Annotated in this window: 20 protein-coding genes; 16 read left to right on the forward strand and 4 right to left on the reverse strand. The window is 70.0% G+C overall.

The annotated features are described in order from the left end of the window. Window positions 1–1,097 precede the first annotated feature (1,097 nt). Both AC2A1K_RS18170 and AC2A1K_RS18175 read left to right on the forward strand, forming a co-directional pair. Window positions 1,098–1,535 (forward strand): CBS domain-containing protein, encoded by a 438-nt coding sequence (locus AC2A1K_RS18170; RefSeq protein ID WP_483897712.1) that lies wholly within the window; start codon window positions 1,098–1,100, stop codon window positions 1,533–1,535. Between the two features lie 37 nt (window positions 1,536–1,572). Further along, on the forward strand, window positions 1,573–2,859 hold the full coding sequence (locus AC2A1K_RS18175; protein WP_483897713.1) for an ArsB/NhaD family transporter: 1,287 nt from the start codon (window positions 1,573–1,575) through the stop codon (window positions 2,857–2,859). A 36-nt stretch (window positions 2,860–2,895) separates the two neighbouring features. Here AC2A1K_RS18175 and AC2A1K_RS18180 read toward each other — a convergent pair whose 3' ends face one another. The 3 genes from AC2A1K_RS18180 to AC2A1K_RS18190 all read right to left on the reverse strand — a co-directional run bounded on the left by AC2A1K_RS18180 (window position 2,896) and on the right by AC2A1K_RS18190 (window position 4,878). Beyond that, complete coding sequence (locus AC2A1K_RS18180; RefSeq protein WP_483897714.1) at window positions 2,896–3,255, reverse strand: DUF3040 domain-containing protein; 360 nt, start codon at window positions 3,253–3,255, stop codon at window positions 2,896–2,898. 118 nt (window positions 3,256–3,373) lie between these two features. Further along, window positions 3,374–4,444, reverse strand: coding sequence for an SPFH domain-containing protein (locus tag AC2A1K_RS18185; protein ID WP_483897715.1), 1,071 nt, complete (start codon window positions 4,442–4,444; stop codon window positions 3,374–3,376). Between the two features lie 2 nt (window positions 4,445–4,446). Further along, a complete protein-coding gene (locus tag AC2A1K_RS18190) occupies window positions 4,447–4,878 on the reverse strand; it encodes an NfeD family protein (protein ID WP_483897716.1) in 432 nt (143 codons plus the stop codon). Window positions 4,879–4,982: 104 nt separating this feature from the next. On the opposite strand from AC2A1K_RS18190, the gene AC2A1K_RS18195 reads away from it, so the two are divergent. The 6 genes from AC2A1K_RS18195 (at window position 4,983) to AC2A1K_RS18220 (ending at window position 10,817) form a co-directional block, all read left to right on the forward strand. Next, window positions 4,983–6,155, forward strand: coding sequence for a sensor histidine kinase (locus AC2A1K_RS18195; RefSeq protein WP_483897717.1), 1,173 nt, complete (start codon window positions 4,983–4,985; stop codon window positions 6,153–6,155). Then, window positions 6,155–6,820, forward strand: coding sequence for a response regulator (locus AC2A1K_RS18200; protein ID WP_483897718.1), 666 nt, complete (start codon window positions 6,155–6,157; stop codon window positions 6,818–6,820). Before AC2A1K_RS18195 ends, AC2A1K_RS18200 begins: the two co-directional genes overlap by 1 nt. Before the next feature lie 214 nt (window positions 6,821–7,034). Continuing rightward, window positions 7,035–8,465 carry a form I ribulose bisphosphate carboxylase large subunit gene (locus tag AC2A1K_RS18205; RefSeq protein WP_483897719.1) on the forward strand — a complete coding sequence of 477 codons (1,431 nt, stop codon included), beginning with the start codon at window positions 7,035–7,037 and terminating at the stop codon, window positions 8,463–8,465. Between the two features lie 14 nt (window positions 8,466–8,479). Next, a complete protein-coding gene (locus AC2A1K_RS18210; RefSeq protein ID WP_483897720.1) occupies window positions 8,480–8,908 on the forward strand; it encodes a RuBisCO small subunit-like domain-containing protein in 429 nt (142 codons plus the stop codon). Between the two features lie 3 nt (window positions 8,909–8,911). Then, on the forward strand, window positions 8,912–9,898 hold the full coding sequence (gene cbbX, locus AC2A1K_RS18215; RefSeq protein ID WP_483897721.1) for a CbbX protein: 987 nt from the start codon (window positions 8,912–8,914) through the stop codon (window positions 9,896–9,898). Between the two features lie 22 nt (window positions 9,899–9,920). Beyond that, the gene (locus AC2A1K_RS18220) at window positions 9,921–10,817 is read left to right on the forward strand and encodes a LysR family transcriptional regulator (RefSeq protein ID WP_483897722.1); all 897 of its coding nucleotides are present in this window, start codon (window positions 9,921–9,923) and stop codon (window positions 10,815–10,817) included. Between the two features lie 446 nt (window positions 10,818–11,263). Here AC2A1K_RS18220 and AC2A1K_RS18225 read toward each other — a convergent pair whose 3' ends face one another. Next, a complete protein-coding gene (locus AC2A1K_RS18225; protein ID WP_483897723.1) occupies window positions 11,264–11,725 on the reverse strand; it encodes an ATP-binding protein in 462 nt (153 codons plus the stop codon). Between the two features lie 351 nt (window positions 11,726–12,076). On the opposite strand from AC2A1K_RS18225, the gene AC2A1K_RS18230 reads away from it, so the two are divergent. The 8 genes from AC2A1K_RS18230 (at window position 12,077) to AC2A1K_RS18265 (ending at window position 20,917) form a co-directional block, all read left to right on the forward strand. Further along, window positions 12,077–12,325 (forward strand): hypothetical protein, encoded by a 249-nt coding sequence (locus AC2A1K_RS18230; RefSeq protein WP_483897724.1) that lies wholly within the window; start codon window positions 12,077–12,079, stop codon window positions 12,323–12,325. A 417-nt stretch (window positions 12,326–12,742) separates the two neighbouring features. Continuing rightward, a complete protein-coding gene (locus AC2A1K_RS18235; protein WP_483897725.1) occupies window positions 12,743–14,332 on the forward strand; it encodes a DHA2 family efflux MFS transporter permease subunit in 1,590 nt (529 codons plus the stop codon). A 24-nt stretch (window positions 14,333–14,356) separates the two neighbouring features. Beyond that, window positions 14,357–14,956: a dihydrofolate reductase family protein gene (locus AC2A1K_RS18240; protein WP_483897726.1), complete on the forward strand. Its 600-nt coding sequence runs from the start codon at window positions 14,357–14,359 to the stop codon at window positions 14,954–14,956. A 590-nt stretch (window positions 14,957–15,546) separates the two neighbouring features. Next, window positions 15,547–15,909, forward strand: a complete 363-nt coding sequence (locus AC2A1K_RS18245) for a histone-like nucleoid-structuring protein Lsr2 (protein ID WP_483897811.1) — start codon at window positions 15,547–15,549, stop codon at window positions 15,907–15,909. 468 nt (window positions 15,910–16,377) lie between these two features. Next, window positions 16,378–16,476: a K(+)-transporting ATPase subunit F gene (gene kdpF / locus AC2A1K_RS18250; RefSeq protein ID WP_483897727.1), complete on the forward strand. Its 99-nt coding sequence runs from the start codon at window positions 16,378–16,380 to the stop codon at window positions 16,474–16,476. Continuing rightward, the gene (gene kdpA / locus AC2A1K_RS18255; protein WP_483897728.1) at window positions 16,476–18,113 is read left to right on the forward strand and encodes a potassium-transporting ATPase subunit KdpA; all 1,638 of its coding nucleotides are present in this window, start codon (window positions 16,476–16,478) and stop codon (window positions 18,111–18,113) included. The genes kdpF and kdpA overlap by 1 nt, the downstream gene beginning before the upstream one ends. Next, a complete protein-coding gene (kdpB, locus tag AC2A1K_RS18260; RefSeq protein WP_483897729.1) occupies window positions 18,110–20,224 on the forward strand; it encodes a potassium-transporting ATPase subunit KdpB in 2,115 nt (704 codons plus the stop codon). The genes kdpA and kdpB overlap by 4 nt, the downstream gene beginning before the upstream one ends. Window positions 20,225–20,227: 3 nt before the next feature. Then, window positions 20,228–20,917 carry a potassium-transporting ATPase subunit C gene (locus AC2A1K_RS18265; protein ID WP_483897730.1) on the forward strand — a complete coding sequence of 230 codons (690 nt, stop codon included), beginning with the start codon at window positions 20,228–20,230 and terminating at the stop codon, window positions 20,915–20,917. Window positions 20,918–20,960 lie beyond the last annotated feature (43 nt).

The following is a 20,960-nucleotide window of genomic DNA, read 5'->3' on the forward strand; positions in this document are numbered from 1 at the left end:
TGAACATAGGTACCGGTACGCGCGATCTCCTCACACACCGCAGCCACCCGCGGCTCGACCGGCCCCGCCTCCGGGTTCTCAGCGTGAAACAGCCGAACGAACTCCTCGGCCTCCCCCGGATCGACACGGGACCCGACCGCTCCGATCACCGCCGCCTTCGCCGGTCGCCGACCCTCCCGACCGTCTCCCTCGGTCGCCGACGGCAGGGAACCGGTCGACGGAGCCTCGACGCGACCCGATCGGGACCGATCCGTCCTTTCTGCGCCGACCGAGCTCCGCGCCGGAGAGCGGTCGACGGTGATGACGTTGACGGCCTCTGCGCTCATTTCACCCCATGCGTCTCACGAACAACGTGCGGCGCTTGCGACCCTCGCGCAAACCTGGCTCATCGTGCGTGACAGATCTCGGGTGAGGGACCCCCGAACGGGTCGCCCAGTGCACCACAGGGAGACACGCAGCGTTGTCCCGCGTCACCAGAACCAGCGCCGGGAACGGCGCACGGACCCGCCTCCGGACCAGCTCAGGGCCGACAGACGGCCGAGGGCCTGGCGTTGGCAGCAGGGTTGCCGACCGCAGACCGGAGTCGACTACGACCTTCGGCCGCCGGGGTCGTGACTCGTCCTCGAATCGTGACCCGGCCACTCTTTCGGGCGATGATCGCCCGTATCCCCTCGTCGAGTTCGTGCCCCGTCACCGCCGAGTGCCTCGCCGAGGGATCCGCTGGCGCCTGCTCGTCGTCGTCGCGACGAGCCTGGACGGCCGACGCTCGCGCCGGGAGGACACCACGCGTGCGGTGACCTGACGGTCCGGTGTCCAGCCCTGCTCGAGAGTAGCCCACGTCTCGAGCCGCTCTCCGCGAAGACGACCGCGCTCCTACATGACTCTTCCCGCGCGATCTCGGTGGTGGACCCCATGGAGCACGTTCGAGCAGGCCTGCACTGTCAGGCACTTGGGCCTACTCCGACGATCACCCATGCCGGCGGTGACCATGCGGGACTCCGTGCGTTGGTTGACATCCGCTTCGCGGACGGCCCACGTTCTGGTGGACCACGCGGGATGTGGGGGGGAATGTGCCCTTGAGAGCCCACGAGATCCTCATGGAGGTCCCGACCGTGACCGGCGACGACCGCGTCGCCACCGCGGTGCGGTTGATGGCGGGTGCCCGCCTGCCGGGGCTGATCGTGGTCGACGAACGGCGCAGACCCCTCGCCGTACTGCCGGGGACGCAGGTCCTGCGTCTGACCGTGCCGCGGGCCCACCAGGAGGACCCGGCGCTGGCGCGGACCATCGACGAACCGCATGCGGACCTGTTCTGGCAGGAGCTCGGCGAACGGACCGTGGGCGAGTGCCTGCCGCAGCGTCGGGACAGGATGGCCGCGATCGGCCTGGACGCGACACTGCTCGAGGCCGCGGCGCTGATGGCGCGGCTGCGCAGCCCGTTGCTCGCCGTGGTCGACGGCGGGGGTCACCTGGTCGGGGGCGTCACCCTGGAAGGTCTGCTCGCGGCGCTGTCGCGCGCCGACTCCTCCGGCTGAGCCGCTTCGCCTCGACCCGAGCGGCCGGGGCGCGGCGATGAGCGCGTTGCTCGCGCTGGGCATCTTCTCGGTCGCGTTCTTCTTCATCGCCACCGAGAAGGCCGACAAGGTCAAGACGGTTCTGATCGCAGCGGGGGTGATGACCGCCCTGGGGCTGGCCCCGGGCGCGCAGGTGTTCTTCTCGGAACGGCAGGGAATCGACTGGAACGTCATCTTCCTCCTCCTCGGCATGATGGTGATCGTCGGCGTCATCAAGCAGACCGGGATGTTCGACTTCCTCGCGATCTGGGCGGCGAAACGCGCGCACGGCAGGCCGTACCGGCTCATGGTGATGCTGATGGTCATCACTGGCGTCGCCTCACCGTTCCTGGACAACGTCACGATCATCATGCTGGTGGTTCCCGTCACCGTGGTGGTCTGCAATCGACTGCAGGTTCCCGCCCAGCCGTACATCATCGCGGAGGTCCTCGCCTCGAACATCGGCGGCGCGGCCACATTGATCGGCGACCCCCCGAACATCATCATCGGTAGTCGGGCCGGCCTCACCTTCAACGACTTCCTCATCCACATGGCTCCCATTTCGGCGGTCACGTTCATCGCGTTCGTCCTGTTCACCCGGGTGCTGTTCCGCAAGGAGTTCGTGTTCAACCCGGACAAGGCCGCCGAGGTGATGACGCTCAACGAGCACCGCGCCATCACCGATCGAGGTCTGTTGAGGCGCTGCTTGTACGTGCTCGGACTCGTCATCGCCGGTTTCGCGCTGCACACGGTGTTGCACCTGGAGCCGTCGATCGTGGCCCTGCTGGGTGCCGGCCTCATGTTGTTGATCTCCCGTGCCGACATCCACGAGACGATGGGCGAGGTCGAGTGGCCGACCTTGGTCTTCTTCATGGGTCTGTTCGTGATGGTCGCCGGACTGGGAAACACCGGGGTGATCGACGCGGTCGGCGCCTGGTCCATCCGGGTGGTCGGGGACGACTATCTGGCGGCGGCCACCACGCTGATCTTCGGCTCGGCCGTGCTCGGTGCCTTCTTCGACAACATCCCCTACGCGGCGACGATGGCGCCGGTCGTCGAGGAGCTGGTGGCGGGTGTTCCGGATCCCGCCATCGGACAGGCCCTGTGGTGGGCGTTCGCCCTCGGAGCCGACTTCGGCGGCAACGGGACCGCGGTCGCGGCGAGCGCCAATGTGGTCGCGATCGGCGTCGCGGCGCGAACCGGGCACAGGATCTCGTTCTGGCAGTTCACCAAGTACGGCATCGTGGTCACGCTCCTGAGCTGCATCATGGCGTGGTCGTACATCACGTTGCGGTACTTCACCTGAACCTTTCCGCACGAAGTGCACCGACCCACGGAGGGCTCACGACGGTGGCTGCTCCCGGGTCGTCGGTGGCTCGGACCGACCGGTGTCGCGCGTGGCGTACATGCCGACGAGAACCGGAATCGACATGACGAGGAGCACGACGAGTCCGGCTCGCCATTCGGCAGGTAACACGACCAGCGCGACGATCAGCACGACACTCGCCTGGATGGTGACGTTGAGGACTCGCGGCGAGGCGCCCCTGAACAACCGAGGGCCTTCCCACGCCATACGGGCGCTGAGCCGGGGGGCCTCGGCGGTGAGAGAGGCTTCGAGATCGGCGAGAGCATGCTTCTCCCGTTCAGAGAGAGGGCGCGCGTCGCGGGGGCCGGGGTCGGGGGGTGGCGGGGTGAGTGGCATGGCGACTCCCAAGTCGCGGGCGACCCTTTACCGACCCGATGTCTGTCGAGTTCCCGGTCTTGGACCTCGAGGAGGACGTTCGAGTCGTGAGGGCGCGGTCAATTCGATCCTCGATCTCCTATTGTCGATCCGCAACGAGTTCGACGTCGTCGGTGGGCTCGGCGGAGGACTCGGTCACGGACTCGGCCGCGGTCTCGGTGGCGGCCACGGCGGCGAGAACGGCGTCCGCCACGGCCTCGGTCGCGGCTTCGGTGTCGCGGGCGACGAGCTCGTCGGATGACTCGCCCGGGTGGTCTCGACCGGCCACCGGGGACAGCGTCTCGGTGAAGGCGCGGGAGACATCGCGGAGTGCGGACGTGACCTCGCCGGGGATCACCCAGAAGGTGTTGCCCTCCCCGGCGGCGAGCTGCGGGAGCACCTGGAGGTACTGGTAGGCGAGGAGCTTGGGATCGGGATCGTTGCGGTGCACGGCCTGGAACACCTCGTCGATCTCGCGCGCCCGACCCTCGGCCTGCAGGATCAGGGCGGTGCGCTCGCCCTCCGCGCGCAGGATCGTGCCCTGCTTGTCCCCCTCGGCCGTCAGGACCTGGGACTGCCGGCTGCCCTCGGCGGCGAGGATCGCGGCGCGCTTGTCCCGCTCGGCGCGCATCTGCTTCTCCATCGCGTCCTTGATGCTCGTCGGCGGATCGATGGCCTTGATCTCCACGCGGTTGACCCGCAGCCCCCACCGCCCGGTCGCATCGTCGAGGACGCTGCGCAGCTGGCTGTTGATGTTGTCGCGTGAGGTCAGGGTGCGCTCCAGGTCCATCGACCCCACCACGTTGCGCAGCGTGGTCACCGTGAGCTGCTCGACGGCCTGCAGGTAGTTGGCGATCTCGTAGGCGGCCGAGCGCGGATCGGTGACCTGGAAGTAGAGCACCGTGTCGATCTCCACGACCAGGTTGTCCTCGGTGATGACCGGCTGTGGAGCGAACGACACCACCTGCTCGCGAAGATCGAGGGGCGGGTAGACACGATCGATGTAGGGGATCACGAAGCTGAGCCCGGGCCGGAGGGTGCGGTGATACCGACCGAGACGCTCCACGTTGCGTGCCCGGGCCTGCGGGACGATGCGTACCGCGCGCGTCACGGTCACCACCGTCAGCACGACGACCACCACCGCGGCGACCGTCAACGACGACAACTCCACGATCACTCCCGTCGGTACACGATGGCGGTGGCGCCGTCGATACGGAGGATGTCGACGGTGGCTCCCACCGGGATCGGGGTGTCGCCGTCCAGGGCTCGGGCCGTCCATTCCTCACCGCCGAGCCGCACCGTCCCGGTCCGACCGGTCACCTCGCGCAGGACGAAGGCCGACCGTCCGCGGAGCGCGTCCACGCCGAACGGTTCCTCGTGCGGCCCGTGCGCGTAGCGGGCGGCGACGGGACGCAGGAACACCACGCCGAGCACCGCGGCCATCGCGAAGGTGAGGAGTTGGAGGGGAAGCGGCAATCCGACTGCCGCCGCTCCCGCGGCGATCAGCGCCGATCCGCCGAGCAGGCCCGCCACGGCGGTGAGCGTGAATGCCTCGAGCGCGCACAGGGCGGCCGCGGCGATCAGCCACACGGCCCACGGAGTCACGTGTTCGACCCCCTTTCCGACCACCACCCCGCCCGGAAAGGCCAACCCGGCCCAGGCTGCCGTCGAGGCGACCGAACGGTTCCGGGCCGGGGCCCTCGGGGGAAGTGTCGGCCGACCCGACCGTCGCAGCCATCGGGTCCAGCACCCATATCGACCCGGGCGCCCCGCCGTCGGTCTCGAGGCCACCGACCACGGCGGAAAGTTGGGGGCTGGGCTCCATGGACAGCCCGACGCGGCGGGGTGACGCTGTGACGATGTCCGCCGCGATCGTCGGCTCTGCCCCGCCACCCTCCGGAGAGGATCATCTCTTCGGGAGGAGAACACCGGCCACGGCCTTGTTCCGTCGGTTGCTGCTGATGAACGCCCTGGTCTTCCTGGCCGGAACGGGAGTCCTCGCTCTGTCGCCGGCCACCGTCTCGACGCCGATCGCCGTCACCGAGGTCAGTGTTCTCACCGCCGGGGCCGGCGTGATGCTGGCCGTGAACGCATGGATGCTCCGAGTCACCCTCAGACCACTGGACGGGCTCACGGCACTCATGGAGCGCGTGGACCTCCTCCGGCCGGGGGAACGTCTCGCCGTCAGCCCCGGCGGCGATGTCGGGCATCTCCTGCACACGTTCAACGAGATGCTCGACCGGCTGGAGGCCGAGCGGGGTGAGAGCAGCGCACAAGCGCTCGCGGCCCAGGAAGGCGAACGTCGACGGATCGCCCAGGAGCTGCACGACGAGATCGGCCAGAGCCTCACCGCGGTGCTCCTGAGCCTGAAGCGCACGGTGGACCGCGCCCCGAACGACCTGCGTGAGGAGCTCGGGACCGTGCAGGAGCTGGTCCGCACCAGCCTGGACGAGGTCCGGCAGGTGGCCCGGCGGCTGCGCCCCGGTGTGCTGGAGGACCTCGGGCTGGTCAGCGCCATGAGCGCGCTGGCCGGCGACTTCGCCGAGGCCACCGGTGTCCCGGTCACCCGCCACCTGGATCAGGGCCTGCCCGTCCTGCCGAGGTCGGCCGAGCTCGTGCTCTACCGGGTCGCCCAGGAGGGACTCACCAACATCGCGCGACACGCCCAGGCCGACCGGGTCGAGCTGTCGCTGACCAACGAGAGCAGCGGGGTGGTGCTGCGGATCGCCGACGACGGCGTCGGCATGCGTGGCGCTCCGGAGGGAACCGGCATTCGCGGGATGCGGGAGCGGGCGATCCTCGTCAACGCCCAGCTCGTCCTGCGGCCGGGCCCACGCCGGGGCACCGAGGTCCGGCTGCGGCTGCCCGTCGAGCCGCGGTGATGGTCGACCGGCCGCCGACGCGGACTCGCATCCTCCTGGCGGACGATCACGCGCTGGTTCGACGCGGCCTGCACCTCATCCTCGACGGCGAGCCCGACCTCGTCGTGGTCGACGAGGTCGGCGACGGCGCGGAAGCCGTGGAGCGGTGCATGCGCGGCGACGTCGACCTGGCCATCGTCGATATCGCGATGCCGCGGATGACGGGGCTGCAGGCGGCCCGCGAGATGTCGCGACGCTCGCCGGACGTGCGCATCCTCATCCTGTCGATGTACGACAACGAGCAGTACTTCTTCGAGGCACTCAGAGCCGGTGCCTGCGGGTACGTGCTCAAGTCGGTGGCCGACCGCGACCTGGTGGAAGCCTGCCGCGCGGCGATGCGCAACGAACCGTTCCTGTACGCGGGAGCCATCACCGCCCTCATCCGGGACTATCTGCAACGCCACCGGGACGGACAGGCCGTCGCAGGCCACCTCCTCACCTCCCGCGAGGAAGAGATCGTCAAGCTCGTCGCCGAGGGCCACTCCTCCCGAGAGATCGCCGAAACGCTGTTCATCAGCGTCAAGACCGTCGACCGTCATCGAGCGAACATCCTGCAGAAGCTCGGCATGCGCGACCGGCTCGAGCTCACCCGCTTCGCCATCCGAGCCGGCCTGGTCGAGCCCTGAGCTCCTCGTCCTCCGGGACAGCGCCGGCGCCCCGGCGAGCGCGCCAGGTGGGAGGTCCGTCGTGGTGCGTGCTCCCCGTCAGGGCCGCGAGCTCGCGGGGGCCGGCCCGGTCGGCGTCGTTCTCGGCCGCCTCCCGCGACACTTCGGTCATCACTCAAGTGTTCACGGAAAAGACTCGATAGACGCCCAGGCCCGAGCCCCCGACCCTCGGGGCATGAGCGAACGATGGAACGCCGGAGTCATCCCCTACGCCGAGATGGGCTACTGGCAACCCGACTACGTCCCCCAGGACACGGACGTCCTGGCGACCTTCCGGATCACCCCACAGGACGGGGTGCCGCCGGAGGAGGCAGGCGCCGCGGTCGCGGGTGAGTCGAGCACCGCCACCTGGACGGTCGTCTGGACCGACCGGCTCACCGCCCACGAGCACTACCAGGCGAAGTGTTACAAGGTCGAGGCGGTGCCCAGCTCGCCGGGGCAGTACATCGCCTGGATCGCCTACGACATCGACCTGTTCGAGGAGGGGTCGATCGCGAACCTGACGAGCTCGATCATCGGCAACGTCTTCGGCTTCAAGCCGCTCAAGGCGCTACGGCTCGAGGACATGCGCATCCCGGTCGGGTACGTGAAGACCTTCCAGGGCCCCGCGCACGGGATCGTCATGGAGCGCGAGTACCTCAACAAGTACGGCCGCCCGCTGCTCGGGGCGACCACGAAGCCCAAGCTCGGCCTCTCGGCCCGCAACTACGGCCGCGTCGTCTACGAGGCCCTGCGCGGCGGTCTGGACTTCACCAAGGACGACGAGAACATCAACTCCCAGCCCTTCATGCGCTGGCGCGACCGGTTCCTGTTCGTCATGGAGGCGGTGAACCGCGCCCAGTCCTGCACCGGTGAGATCAAGGGCCACTACCTCAACGTCACCGCCGCGACGATGGAGGACATGTACGAGCGGGCGAACTTCGCCAAGGAGATCGGCTCGGTCATCGTGATGATCGACCTGACGGTCGGGTACACCGCGATCCAGTCGATGGCGACCTGGGCCCGGGCCAACGGCGTCATCCTGCACCTGCACCGCGCGGGCCACGGCACCTTCACCCGCCAGAAGACTCACGGCGTCAGCTTCCGGGTGCTGGCCAAGTGGATGCGGCTCGCCGGGGTGGACCACATCCACGCGGGCACCGTCGTGGGCAAGCTCGAGGGCGACCCGAACACCACGGCCGGCTTCTACGAGGTCCTCCGCGACGACCACGTGGCCGCGGACCCGGTGAAGGGGCTCTACTTCGACCAGGACTGGCAGTCTCTGGCGCCGGTCTTCCCGGTGGCCTCCGGCGGCATCCACGCCGGCCAGATGCACCAGCTCCTGCACCTGCTGGGCGAGGACACCGTCCTGCAGTTCGGGGGCGGCACCATCGGCCACCCGATGGGCATCGCGGCGGGTGCCGAGGCCAATCGGGTCGCGCTCGAGGCGATGATCAAGGCGCGTAACGAGGGCCGCGACTACGAGAAGGAGGGCGAGGACGTCCTGCGCAAGGCCGCGTCGAAGAACCGCGCGCTGGACATGGCGCTCTCCACGTGGGGTGACATCACGTTCAACTACGAGTCCACCGACACCGCCGACGTGGTCTCCACGCCCACCACGGTCTGACGAGGAGCCGGATCATGCGCATCACCCAGGGGACGTTCTCCTACCTGCCCGACTTCACCGACGAGGAGATCTCCCAGCAGATCGAGTACTGCCTGGACAACGACTGGCCGCTGTCGGTGGAGTTCACCGACGACCCCCACCCCCGCAACATCTACTGGGAGATGTGGGGCCTGCCGATGTTCGACCTCAAGGACCCGGCCGGTGTCCTGCTCGAGGTCAACGAGTGCCGTAAGGCGAAGCCGAACCACTACATCCGGCTCAACGCCTACGACGCGCGCCTCGGACGCCAGACGACCGCGCTCTCGTTCATCGTCCAGCGCCCGCCGCAGGAGCCGGGCTTCCGCCTCGAGCGCCAGGAGGCCGACGACCGTCGGATCCGGTACACCGCCCACGCCTACGCCACGGACCGCCCCGCCGGGGAGCGGTACTCCCCGGCGGAGTGACCGATGAGCACATCGGCCGAGACCGGCCGGAACTCCTTCGGGTTCCGGCCGGGGGACGACGACGAGCAGGAGGCCGAGGCGCTCTCGTCCGACGCCGTGGTCGATCTGGCCGAGGCGCGGCGGGAGTCGGGCATCGACGAGGTGCTCGAGAAGCTCGATGCCGAGCTCGTGGGCCTGGCCCCGGTGAAGACACGGATCGAGGAGATCGCCTGCCTGCTGCTGATCGACCGCATGCGGGAGCGGTTCGGGATCACCGCTCAGCGTCCGACCCTGCACATGTGCTTCACCGGCAACCCGGGGACGGGCAAGACCACCGTGGCGTTGCGGATGGCCGAGCTGCTGCACCGGCTCGGCTACCTGCGGCGCAACCAGCTCGTGAGCGTCACCCGCGACGATCTGGTCGGTGAGTACGTGGGGCACACGGCGCCGAAGACCAAGGACGTGGTCAAGCGGGCGATGGGCGGCGTGCTGTTCATCGACGAGGCGTACTACCTCTACAAGGTCGAGAACGACCGGGACTACGGCTCCGAGTCGATCGAGATCCTGCTGCAGGTGATGGAGAACAACCGCGACGACCTCGTGGTGATCCTTGCCGGGTACGCCGACAAGATGGACGTGTTCTTCGCGGCGAACCCCGGGATGCAGAGCCGGATCGCCCACCACATCACGTTCCCGGACTACACGGTCGAGGAGCTCGAGGAGATCGCGGTGATGATGGCCGACGATCTCGACTACCGGTTCGCCGACGACGCGCGCGGGGTGCTGCGCGACTACCTCGAGCGCCGCGTGGGCCAGCCGTGGTTCGCCAACGCGCGCAGCGTCCGGAACGCGATGGAGCGGGCCCGGTTGCGGCAGGCCCGTAGGCTCCTCGATCAGGACGACCCTCGGGTCGACCTGACCGCGCTGACCACGATCGAGGCGGCGGACCTGCTCGCCAGCCGCGTGTTCAGCGAGGAGGCCGACTCCGGGGCGACCGTGCGCTCGTACTGACGCGGACCGACCGAGGGATCAGGTGACCACCAACGCCAGGCTGCGGACCCTGATCGAGCTGGCCGAGGCCGGCTCGGTCCGGGCCGCCGCCGAGCGCCTCGTGGTCACCGAGTCGTCGGTGTCGGCGGCGCTCAGCGCGCTCAGCGCCGAGGTGGGCACCGCGCTGCTCACCCGGCACGGGCGCGGGGTCCGCCTGACCGCCGCCGGCGAGCGCTACGTCGAGTACGCGAGGCGGATCCTCGGCCTGCACGCCGAGGCCGTCCTCGCGGCGGGCGCGGAGGCCGATCCCGAGCACGGGGCGGTCCGCCTCGCCGCCGTCACGACCGCCGGGGAGTACCTGATCCCGGGCATGCTCGCCTCCTTCCGGGCCAAGCACCCGGGCGTGACGTTGCAGCTCGAGGTCGCCCCCCGCGGTCTGGTGTGGCCGATGCTGCGCCGCCACGAGGTCGATCTGGCCGTCGCCGGGCGGCCACCGGACGACCTGCTCGACTCCCGGGTGCGGGCGGTGAGCCCGAACGCGGTGGTCGTGGTCGGCGCGCCGCAGGAGCGGGCCGGCTTCGACCCGGCCCAGGTGACCTGGCTGCTGCGCGAGCCCGGTTCGGGGATGCGGGCCACCTGCACGGCCGTGCTCGAACGCCTCGACATCGCTCCGTCGTCGATGACGCTGGGCTCGAACGGCGCGGTCGTCGCCGCCGCCGTGGCCGGGCTCGGGGTCACGCTCGTGTCGCGGCAGGCCGTGCATCGCGAGCTGGACGCCGGCGCGCTGATCGAGCTGCCGCTCGCCGGCGTCCCGCTGGAGCGGCCCTGGCACATGGTCACCCACCCGGACCCGACGCCGTCCACCCGGCTCCTCATCGAGCACGTGCTCGCCACCCGCGAGCTCGGCTGGCGCGAGCCTGCCCCGGACCGCACGGCCTGACCGCACGGCACGGCCCCCGTCGGCAGGCTCGGGGGGCTGCGGGTCGCGACCCGTCCCGGGGCGAAGGTGCGCCCTGCCCAAACGCGCGGAGCAGGAACTGCTCACCGGCGTCCCGCACATCACCGCGGGCCACCCCGAGCTGGTGCGCGCCGTCGAGACCATCCCGGTGGCCCCGCGCCGTGGCCCCGACCCCTCGACGCCAGCACGCCAGCACGCCAGCACGCCAGCACGGTTGCCCAGCGTCATGAACCTCTCGGGGGTCTCCCCCACTGGCCGACCCAGATGGTCACCGAGGGCTGACGAAAGCGCGATCTGCGCTCTTCCGATCCGGTGACATCATGCGCGTGTTCCGTTCTCGACGTTTCTCTTCCACGCGGAAGAGTCAAATTATTCGGTAGAAGTTCTTCTTTGGGGAACTGCTCCCGAGGCGGAGTGCCGCCCGAGCGCTATCTCGGGTCGCGGTGGCGCCGGGGAAGGGGCATGCGGTGATGGACGAGAGTCACCGAGGTCCCGCCCGGGCCGGGCTGGATGCGGCTGAGGTCGGCCAGGCGATTCATGAGTTCGATCCCTCGACCGCGGTGGCCGGGGTCGGGGTCGGGGTCCTGCCAGTGACCGTCGTCGCGGACCACGATGGTGACGCGGTCACCGTGATCGTCCGCCCGCACGCACATCGTGCCGACCGTGGCGGTCTCGGCGAAGGCGTGGTCAGCCGCGTTCTCGAGAGCCTCACTGGTGGCCAGCGTGAGGTCGTCGGCGACGTCGAGCTCGTTGGGGTCGTCACCGAGAGCGTCATCCAGCCATCGACGCACCGCGCGGCGCAGGATCCCCACGTTCGACGAGACCGCGGTCGCGCTGGCGGTCAGCGGAGGAACAGCGGTCACCGCAGACACCAGCTCCCACTTCCGCACGGTGCTCATCATGTGGCGTCGGCAGAGTTCCCGAGGGTTCTGCGCAGCACACCCTCACGGCACGGTCGAGCGGCCTCGGCCCGCCGGCGCCCGGAGACCGCCGCGCTGATCCTCGGCGCCGTTGTCGGTCGGACCATGACCAGGGTGGTGATGTTAGAGCCGTGGACCTTCCGGGGTATTCCGTTATCTGAGCGTGATGTGTGGCTTCGGGAGCCGGGCGCTCAGGACAGGTCGGGGACCTCTTGCGGGTGCAGGTCGAGCACTCCACGATTCGCGCCCGGGAGCTGTCGCCATGCACGAGGACGTGCTGAGCTCGCTCGCACGGACACGGTTCCGGGCGGAGCCGCAGCGATGAGCGGCGCCCGTGACGGCGTCGACGACAACGCCTTCGTGGTGATCGTCGCCGATCCCCAGACCGGGGAGCTCGACTGCTACGGGCCCCACCGGGAGCTCGGCACCGCCGAACACCACGCGGATCGCCTGCGCCGCGAGTTCGATCTCGCGGACCTCCCCGACGTCGTTGTCGTGGTCTCCCGATGCCAGACGCCACCGAGACCACCGCCGACTCCACCATCGGGTCCGCCGCGTCAGCTGCCCTGAGCCGCGGCCATGGACTCGTGAGCACGTGTGCCCGCGGACGGCGGCGCCTCGGCCGCCGCTGCTCGCGACGCCAGCGAAATCCACCGAACTCGAGCGGTGCACGCCTGCGCAGCCGCGGCGAGCAGGACACCGTCGAGCTGGTCGCAACGGCAGCCCAGGCCACGCGGCCCCGACGGGGCGTCCGTGTCGGTCGACATGGACGGTACTTCTCTGCCGTATTCAACGTATAGCGCAGTGGGGGACTTGTGGCAAGACCCGGGCCGTACCTCAGAATCAGCGCTCGTTGTCTCCAGCCCCTGCACCAACCGGCCCGATCGATCGGGGTCAATCAGCCCGATTCTGCGCGCCAGGGGCGACGGCTGACTGACCCGGCGAGCACTAGACAGCGGCCGGTTCGCTGACGAGCAAGGAACGGTCTTGGCACAATCCACCACTGGTACCAGCACCGAAAACGCGGCAACCACGCCGGACAAGCTCGACCGGAGAATCCTCGCGATCGGCGGCGTGATCGTACTCGGTGCGGTCATGGCGATGCTCGACATCACGGTAGTGAACGTCGCGCTCGATCAGTTGATCGTCGAGTTCGGCACCACGCTCACCACGATGCAATGGGTGATCACCGGCTACACGCTCGCCCTCGTCACGGTGATCCCGATTTCTGGCTGGGCCGCGGATCGGTTCGGGAGCAAGCGGGTCTACCTCACCGCAGTGTTGGTGTTCGTCGCCGGCTCGGCGTTGGCCGGCATCGCGTGGTCGGCGGAGTCGCTGATCTTCTTCCGGGTCCTGCAGGGCCTCGGCGGCGGCATGCTGCTCCCGCTCAGTACGGCGATCCTGGTCGGCGCGTCCGGCCCGGCGCGAATCGGCCGGGTGATGGCCGTACTCGGCATCGCCATGCAGCTCGCGCCGATCGCGGGCCCCGTCCTCGGCGGTTGGCTGGTCGACGACCTGTCGTGGCGCGCAATCTTCGCCGTGAACGTTCCGATCGGCATCGTGACGCTGATTCTCGGCGCGCGCATCCTCCCGGACGACGAGCCCCGGGAAGCGGAGAGACTCGACGCGGTCGGACTGCTGCTGCTCTCGCCGGGCCTGGCCGCACTGATCTACGGCCTCGCCCAGGTGCCCGCGCACGGAGGTGTCGCCCACCCCGAGGTGTACCTCCCCGCAGGGGCCGGCGCCGTCCTGGCCGTCGTGTTCGTGTGGCACGCAGCGCGCACCCCGCACGCCCTGATCGACCTGACGCTGTTCCGCAGCCGGGGTTTCTCGGTCGCCGCAGCAACAATGGCGCTGTTCATGATCGCTGCACTCGGCTCCATGCTGCTGTTCCCGCTGTACTTCCAGCAGGTGCGGGCGCAGAGCGCGCTGCAGGCGGGCCTCTTGATCGTGCCCCAGGGAATCGGCGCAATGATCATCCTGCCGATCTCCGGCCGCCTGGTCGACCGCGGCCATGCCGCACGCCTCGTGCCGACGGGCATGGCGCTGGTCATCGGCGTGACCGTGGTGCTCACCCAGCTCACCGACACCACCCCGTACTGGCTGATCGGCGGGGCACTGTTCGTGCTGGGCCTCGCGATGGGCATGGTCGGCATGCCGACCATGTCGATCGCGCTCAAGACGCTACGGCCACCGGACATCCCACGCGGCACGACAACCTTGACCATCATTCAGCAGAGCGCCGCTGCGATCGGCACCGCGACGCTCTCGGTGATCCTCTCCCACGAGATCGAGAACCGGCTGGCACCGGCCGTCGCCCAGCTGAGGGCACGGACTCCATCCGGAGCCGACACCATCGTGCTGGGCGCCCCGCCCGAGCAACTGCGCCCCCTGCTCGCCGCCCCCTTGGCCCACGCCTACGCCTCGACCTTCACCTGGGCGCAGGTACTGCTCGCTCTGGCACTGCTTTCGGCTCTGTTCCTGCCGCGCGGCAGGGCCGGGAACCGACGAGCTCCTCTCGACGGGGACAGGACGAGGACCCACGAGAGCCACGACCACGTCGAAACAAAGGAGTAGGCAATGACCGCACATCCTGGTCAGGTGATCGCCAACCAGACGATCTCGGCCGATGGGTATTCGGCCGGAATCAACCAGACCGAGGAACGACCGTTCGGCGAGGACGGCGGTGACGGCTGGGGCGACACGCTGCACGCCTGGATGTTCGACCCCGGCGACGACAACCAGGCGGAGGTCGAGCAGATCAACACCGCCGCCGCGGTCATCATGGGGCGCAATATGTTCGGCCCCGTACGGGGCGAATGGGATCGCCCATGGAACGGCTGGTGGGGCGACGATCCACCGTTCCACGCGCCGGTGTTCGTGCTCACCCACCACGCCCGGGAGCCCCAACCCATGGAGGGCGGCACCACCTATCACTTCGTCACCGACGGCATTCAGTCGGCACTCTCGCAGGCGCGGGCCGTGGCCGGCTCCGGCGACATCTCGATTCACGGAGGAGCGACCACCATCAACGAGTACCTGGCCGCCGGCCTGGTCGACGAGCTGCGGTTGCACATCGTTCCGCTCACCCTCGGTGCGGGCTCACGACTGTTCGACGGAGTCCCACCGCTGGCTCTCGAGCAGAAGACGTCGCGGGTAGCGCGTTCGGTCGTGCACGTGACCTACCGCGTACTCCGCTGAGCGGGACAGCAGCCCGCCGACGCGCGGGCAACAGCCACGACCTCTGCCAGTAACGAGGCCGTCGCCGCGCGGCGCCCCGGGATCCAGCGCGTCGTCGACCGCCTCGAGGGCACCGCCGCGGACACCGGCGACGGAGTGGGACCGTCGCGCGAAACGGGGCAGTTCAGGGCCGCTGCTACCGAAGTCGCCGCGGATCTCCGCGTCGAGCCTGCACCACCCAGGCTTCGGTCTGCGACAGCGAATGCCGCGCCATGGGTGTTCAGCACCCCCGGCCTGCTGAACACAGGCCGCGATGCGCCTCCTCCAGGTCGCGCCGAGCGGACATCCGGATGCCCGACTACCGGGCGCATGGAGAAATTCTTGCCAAGGCAGAGAGCGCCCTGCGGCGGGTGCGCGACCGAAGCAGATCACGCCGGCGTCGACCGCGGGCGCGCCACGTCATGAGTGGCGACAAGAAGACTCGGGCCGGTACGAGCGGCTGTCGGTGCAGCAATGATCGTCACTCAACGGGGCATTCCCAACGCGCCGGTTGCGGCGCTGATGTATAACGATACCGAGAACGACCGAAACCTCCTTGAAAGATGGACCATATGGCGCGGAAGACTGTGGTGTCCCTGATCGATGACCTCGACCAGACCGAGGCCGGCGAGACGGTCGAATTCGGGCTCGACGGCGTCAGTTACGAGATCGACCTTTCGGACGAGAACGCGGAGAGGTTGCGCGAGGCGCTGGAGAACTATGTGGCGCACGCGCGTCGACAGGGCGGCCGACGTCGGAGCCGGGCCGCCGGCCGTCCGGCAGCTCGGCGGGGCGCGACCAGCGGGACGCGTCCGTCATCGGACCGTGAGCAGAATCAGGCCATCCGGGAGTGGGCTCGTGGGCAGGGTATGACCGTGTCCGACCGTGGCCGCATTCCGAGCGAGATCACCGCGGCCTACCAGAAGGCTCACTAGCCGATCAGCCCGCGGGCTCCACGACAGTGGAGCGAAGGTCGCCAGCAACCACGGCCATCCTCCGCAAGGGACTTCCACGCCGTCGCCACCGCCCGTTCGCGGGCTCACCCGATCAGTAGATGTCCCGATGGCGGACCGCCCCTTGACCGCGGCGGCGGTGAGGGCGGCGGCGACGAGTTCGCGGAGCCCATAGCGGGCGACCACGGAACGGACTACCGGCTCCGAGCCGTCGCCGTCGGGCAGGTCACACCTGGCTAGGGGAGCGTGAAAAGGCGGCGGCGCCGCGTCAACGACGCGTCAAGACGACGCCGCGCGCTTCGCGATGCCCGCATGCTCGGCGACCGCGTGCGCCGCCGACCGAGGCGGTCCTCCGAGGGAAGGGAATCCGGTGCTCGATCTCCTCTTCGCGGGCGTGGTGATCGCGATCTTCGCGGTCCTGGTGCTCGCCGTGCGCGGGCTGGACCGGCGGTGAGCGGCGAGGCGGTCGCCAACCTGATCGGCGGCCTCGTCGCTCTGGGTCTGCTCGTGTACCTCGTGATCGCGCTGCTGCGCCCAGAGCGCTTCTGATGGCCGGGCTCCTGCAGGTCCTCACCCTGCTCGTGCTGCTCGCCGCGGTCTGGCGTCCCTTCGGGGACTGGATGGCGCGCGTCTACACCGACGAGCGCGACTGGGGGGTCGAGCGCGTGCTCTACCGCGTGGTGCGCGTCGATCCCCGCTCCGAGCAGCGGGCGAGCACCTACGCCGTCGCGATCCTCGCGTTCTCGTTCGCCGGTATCGTCCTGCTCTATCTGATGCAGCGCCTCCAGACGCTGGTGCCGTGGTCGTTCGACCGCGGAGCGGTGGAGCCCGGCGTCGCGTTCAACACCGCGATCTCCTTCGTCACCAACACGAACTGGCAGTCCTACGTCCCCGAGACGACCATGGCCCACACGGTGCAGCTGGCCGGTCTGACCGTCCAGAACTTCGTCTCGGCGGCGGTGGGCATGGCCGTGGCCGTCGCCCTGATCCGCGGCTTCGTCCGCAGCCGCACCGATCGACTCGGCAACGCGTGGGTCGACATCGTGCGCGGCTGCACGCGGATCCTGCTGCCGATCGCGACGGTCGCCGCGGTGGCGCTCGTCGCGACGGGCGTCGTCATGAGCCTGCGCTCGGGGGTCGACCTCGTCGGCCCGGACGGGCGCCCGACGACGGCGGCGATCGCGCCGGTGGCGTCCGAGGAGGCGATCAAGCAGCTCGGGACCAACGGCGGCGGCATCCTCAACGCCAACTCCGCGCACCCGTTCGAGAACCCGAACCCGCTGTCGAACCTCCTCGAGCTCTTCCTGATGCTCGTGATCCCGGTGGCGCTCACGCGCACGTTCGGCCGCATGGTCGGCTCGATCCGCCAGGGCGTCTCGCTGCTCGCCGTCATGGGCGGCCTGTGGGGCGTCATGCTCGCGGTGATCTGGAGTGCGGAGGCGACCAGCGCCTCGTTCGCCGGAGCGAACATGGAGGGCAAGGAGGTCCGGTTCGGCATCCCCGGGTCGGCGCTGTTCGCGAACACCACCACCGGCACCTCGACCGGGGCGGTCAACTCGCTGCACGACAGCTACTCGGCCTTCGGCGGCGGCGGGACGCTGCTGAACATCCTGTTCTCGGAGACGACTCCGGGCGGCGTCGGGGCCGGGCTCTACGGGATCCTCATCATCGCGATCATCGCGGTGTTCCTCGCCGGGCTCATGGTCGGGCGCACGCCGGAGTACCTCGGCAAGCGCCTCGGTCGCCGCGAGGTGACGTGCGCGGTGGTCGTCACCCTGACGATGCCCGCGCTCGTGCTCTTCGGCACCGGCGTCGCGATCGCCCTGCCGAGCACCTCCGACGCGATGACGAACGACGGCCCGCACGGCCTGTCCGAGGTCCTCTACGCCTTCGCGTCGGCCGCGAACAACAACGGATCGGCGTTCGGCGGCCTCACGGTCACGAGCGGGTTCTTCCAGATCGCGCTCGGGATCGCGATGCTGCTCGGCCGCTTCCTGCCGATCGTCGCCGTGCTCGCCCTGGCCGGGCTGCTCGCGCGGCAGCCCCGGGTCGCGCCGTCCTCCGGGACGCTCGCGACCGGTACTCCCCTGTTCTCGATGCTCGTCGCCGGCACGATCGTGCTGGTCGCGGCGATCACGTTCCTGCCTGCCCTGGCACTGAGCCCCATCGCGGAGGGACTGTCGTGACCGCCCCGACCTTCCACAACGCCCGTCCGCCCGCCGAGGCGGAGGAGCTCCACGCCGCGCGCACCGGCCGGGCCGTCGGCGCCGGCGCGTTCCGGCCCGCGCAGCTGCTCGAGTCGCTGCCGACGGCGCTGCGCAAGCTCGACCCGCGCCACCAGGTGCGCAACCCCGTGATGTTCGTGGTGTGGGTCGGCTCGGTCGTCGTCACCGTGGCGACCACCCTCGACCCGAGCGTGTTCGCCGCGCTCATCGCGATCTGGCTGTGGTTCACCGTCGTGTTCGCGAACCTCGCCGAGGCCGTCGCCGAGGGCCGCGGGCGCGCCCAGGCCGACGCGTTGCGGGCGACGCGGACGGACACGGTGGCCCGGCTCGTCGAGGGCGGGGAGGTGCCGGCCACCGACCTGCGCGTCGACGACCTCGTCGTCGTCGAGGCCGGGCAGACGATCCCCGGTGACGGCGAGATCGTCGAGGGCATCGCGACCGTCGACGAGTCGGCGATCACCGGCGAGTCCGCGCCCGTGGTCCGCGAGTCCGGCGGCGACCTCTCCTCGGTCACGGGCGGCACCACGGTGCTCTCCGACCGGATCGTCGTGCGGATCACCGCGAAGCCGGGCGAGTCGTTCGTCGACCGCATGATCGCGCTGGTCGAGGGCGCACAGCGGCAGAAGACGCCGAACGAGATCGCCCTGACGATCCTGCTCTCGGCGCTGACGATCGTGTTCCTGCTCGCGGTGGTGACACTGCAACCGATGGCAGGCTACTCCGGTCAGCTGCAGTCGCTCGTGGTGCTGGTGGCCCTGCTGGTGTGCCTCATCCCGACGACGATCGGTGCTCTGCTCTCCGCGATCGGCATCGCCGGGATGGACCGGCTCGTGCAGCGGAACGTGCTCGCGACCTCGGGCCGCGCCGTGGAGGCCGCCGGCGACGTGTCGACGCTGCTGCTCGACAAGACCGGCACCATCACCTACGGCAACCGCCGCGCGACCGCCCTCCACCCCCTGGACGGCGTCGACCCCGCGGACCTCGCCGCCGCGGCCCGGCTCGCGAGCCTGGCCGACACCACACCCGAGGGGCGCTCGATCGTCTCGCTGTGCGCCGACGCCTCCAGGCTGCCCGCGGAGGCGTCCGCCGCCGAGGCCGCGGCAGAGTTCGTGCCGTTCAGCGCGACCACCCGCATGTCCGGGGTGAACATCGACGGCCGCGAGGTGCGCAAGGGTGCGACGTCGGCGGTTCTCGCCTGGCTCGATGACGACCGCGACCGCGCCCGCCTCGAGGCGATCGCCACCGAGGTCGCGGAGCGCGGCGGCACGCCCCTGGTGGTCGCCCATGTGAGTACTTTCCGGGCCTATAGCACCGGAAAGCGCTCACGTGGGAGGGCGCTGGGGGTCGTGGAGCTCTCCGACGTCGTCAAGGCCGGCATCACGGAGCGGTTCGCCGAGCTGCGCACGATGGGCATCAAGACCGTCATGATCACCGGCGACAACCCGGTGACCGCGCGGGCGATCGCCGCCGAGTCCGGTGTCGACGACGTCCTCGCCGAGGCGACCCCCGAGGACAAGCTCGCCCTCATCCGCCGCGAGCAGGCCGGCGGGCGGATGGTCGCCATGACCGGCGACGGCACCAACGACGCGCCCGCCCTCGCGCAGGCCGACGTCGGCGTCGCCATGAACTCGGGGACGACCGCGGCCAAGGAGGCCGGCAACATGGTCGACCTCGACTCCGACCCCACCAAGCTCATCGGTGTGGTCGAGGTCGGCAAGCAGATGCTGATCACCCGCGGCGCCCTGACCACGTTCTCGCTGGCCAACGACCTCGCGAAGTACTTCGCGATCCTGCCCGCGATGTTCGTGGCGATCTTCCCGCAGCTCGCCGCCCTCAACGTCATGGCGCTCGCCACGCCGCAGTCGGCGATCCTCTCGGCGGTCGTCTTCAACGCCCTGGTGATCGTGGCGCTGATCCCGCTGGCCCTACGGGGCGTGCGCTTCCGGCCCTCGACGTCGGACCGGCTGCTGCGTCGCAACCTGCTCGTCTACGGACTCGGCGGCATCGTCGTCCCCTTCCTCGGCATCTTCCTCATCGACCTCGTCGTCCGGCTCATCCCGGGGATCGGCTGAACCATGACCACCGTCACCGACCAGCAGACCGAGTACGACCCCGACCACACGCCACGCGAGTCGGCCGTCACCGGCACCCAGCTGCGGCGCCAGGCCGCCGCCGCCGTGCGGGTCCTGCTCGCGCTCACCGTCCTGCTCGGCGTCGTCTACCCCGCGGTCGTCTGGAGCGTCTCGCGCATCCCGGGACTGTCCGCGAACGCCGAGGGCTCGGTCCTGCCGAACGGCAGCTCCTCGCTGATCGGCATCGATCCGGTGCCCGCGGACCCCGCCGCCGACCCGTGGTTCCACACACGGCCCTCGGCGTCGGCCCCCGACGACGCGATCGCGGGCCTCGGCCCCGCGGACGCCACGACCTCGGGCGGCTCCAACCTCGGCCCGTCGTCGGGGGACCTCGAGCAGGCCGTGCAGGAACGCCGCGCCGCCATCGCCGCCCGCGACGGCGTCAACCCCGCGACGATCCCCCCGGACGCGCTGACCGCCTCGGGCTCCGGGCTCGACCCGCAGATCAGCCCCGCGTACGCGACGCAGCAGGTGCCGCGCGTCGCGCGGGTCGCCGGCCTGCCCGAGGATCGGGTGCGGGCGCTGGTCGCGGACGCCACCGAGGGGCGCACGCTCGGGTTCCTGGGCGAGCCGCGGGTGGACGTGCCGGAGCTCAACGCGGCCCTCGTGACAGCGAGGCCCGGGATCCGCTGACGTCGGTGGCGGAGGATGCCATCACACGCTTCCACCGGGGAGG

The sequence above is a fragment of the Actinomycetospora sp. 2LY8.5 genome (assembly GCF_057180585.1).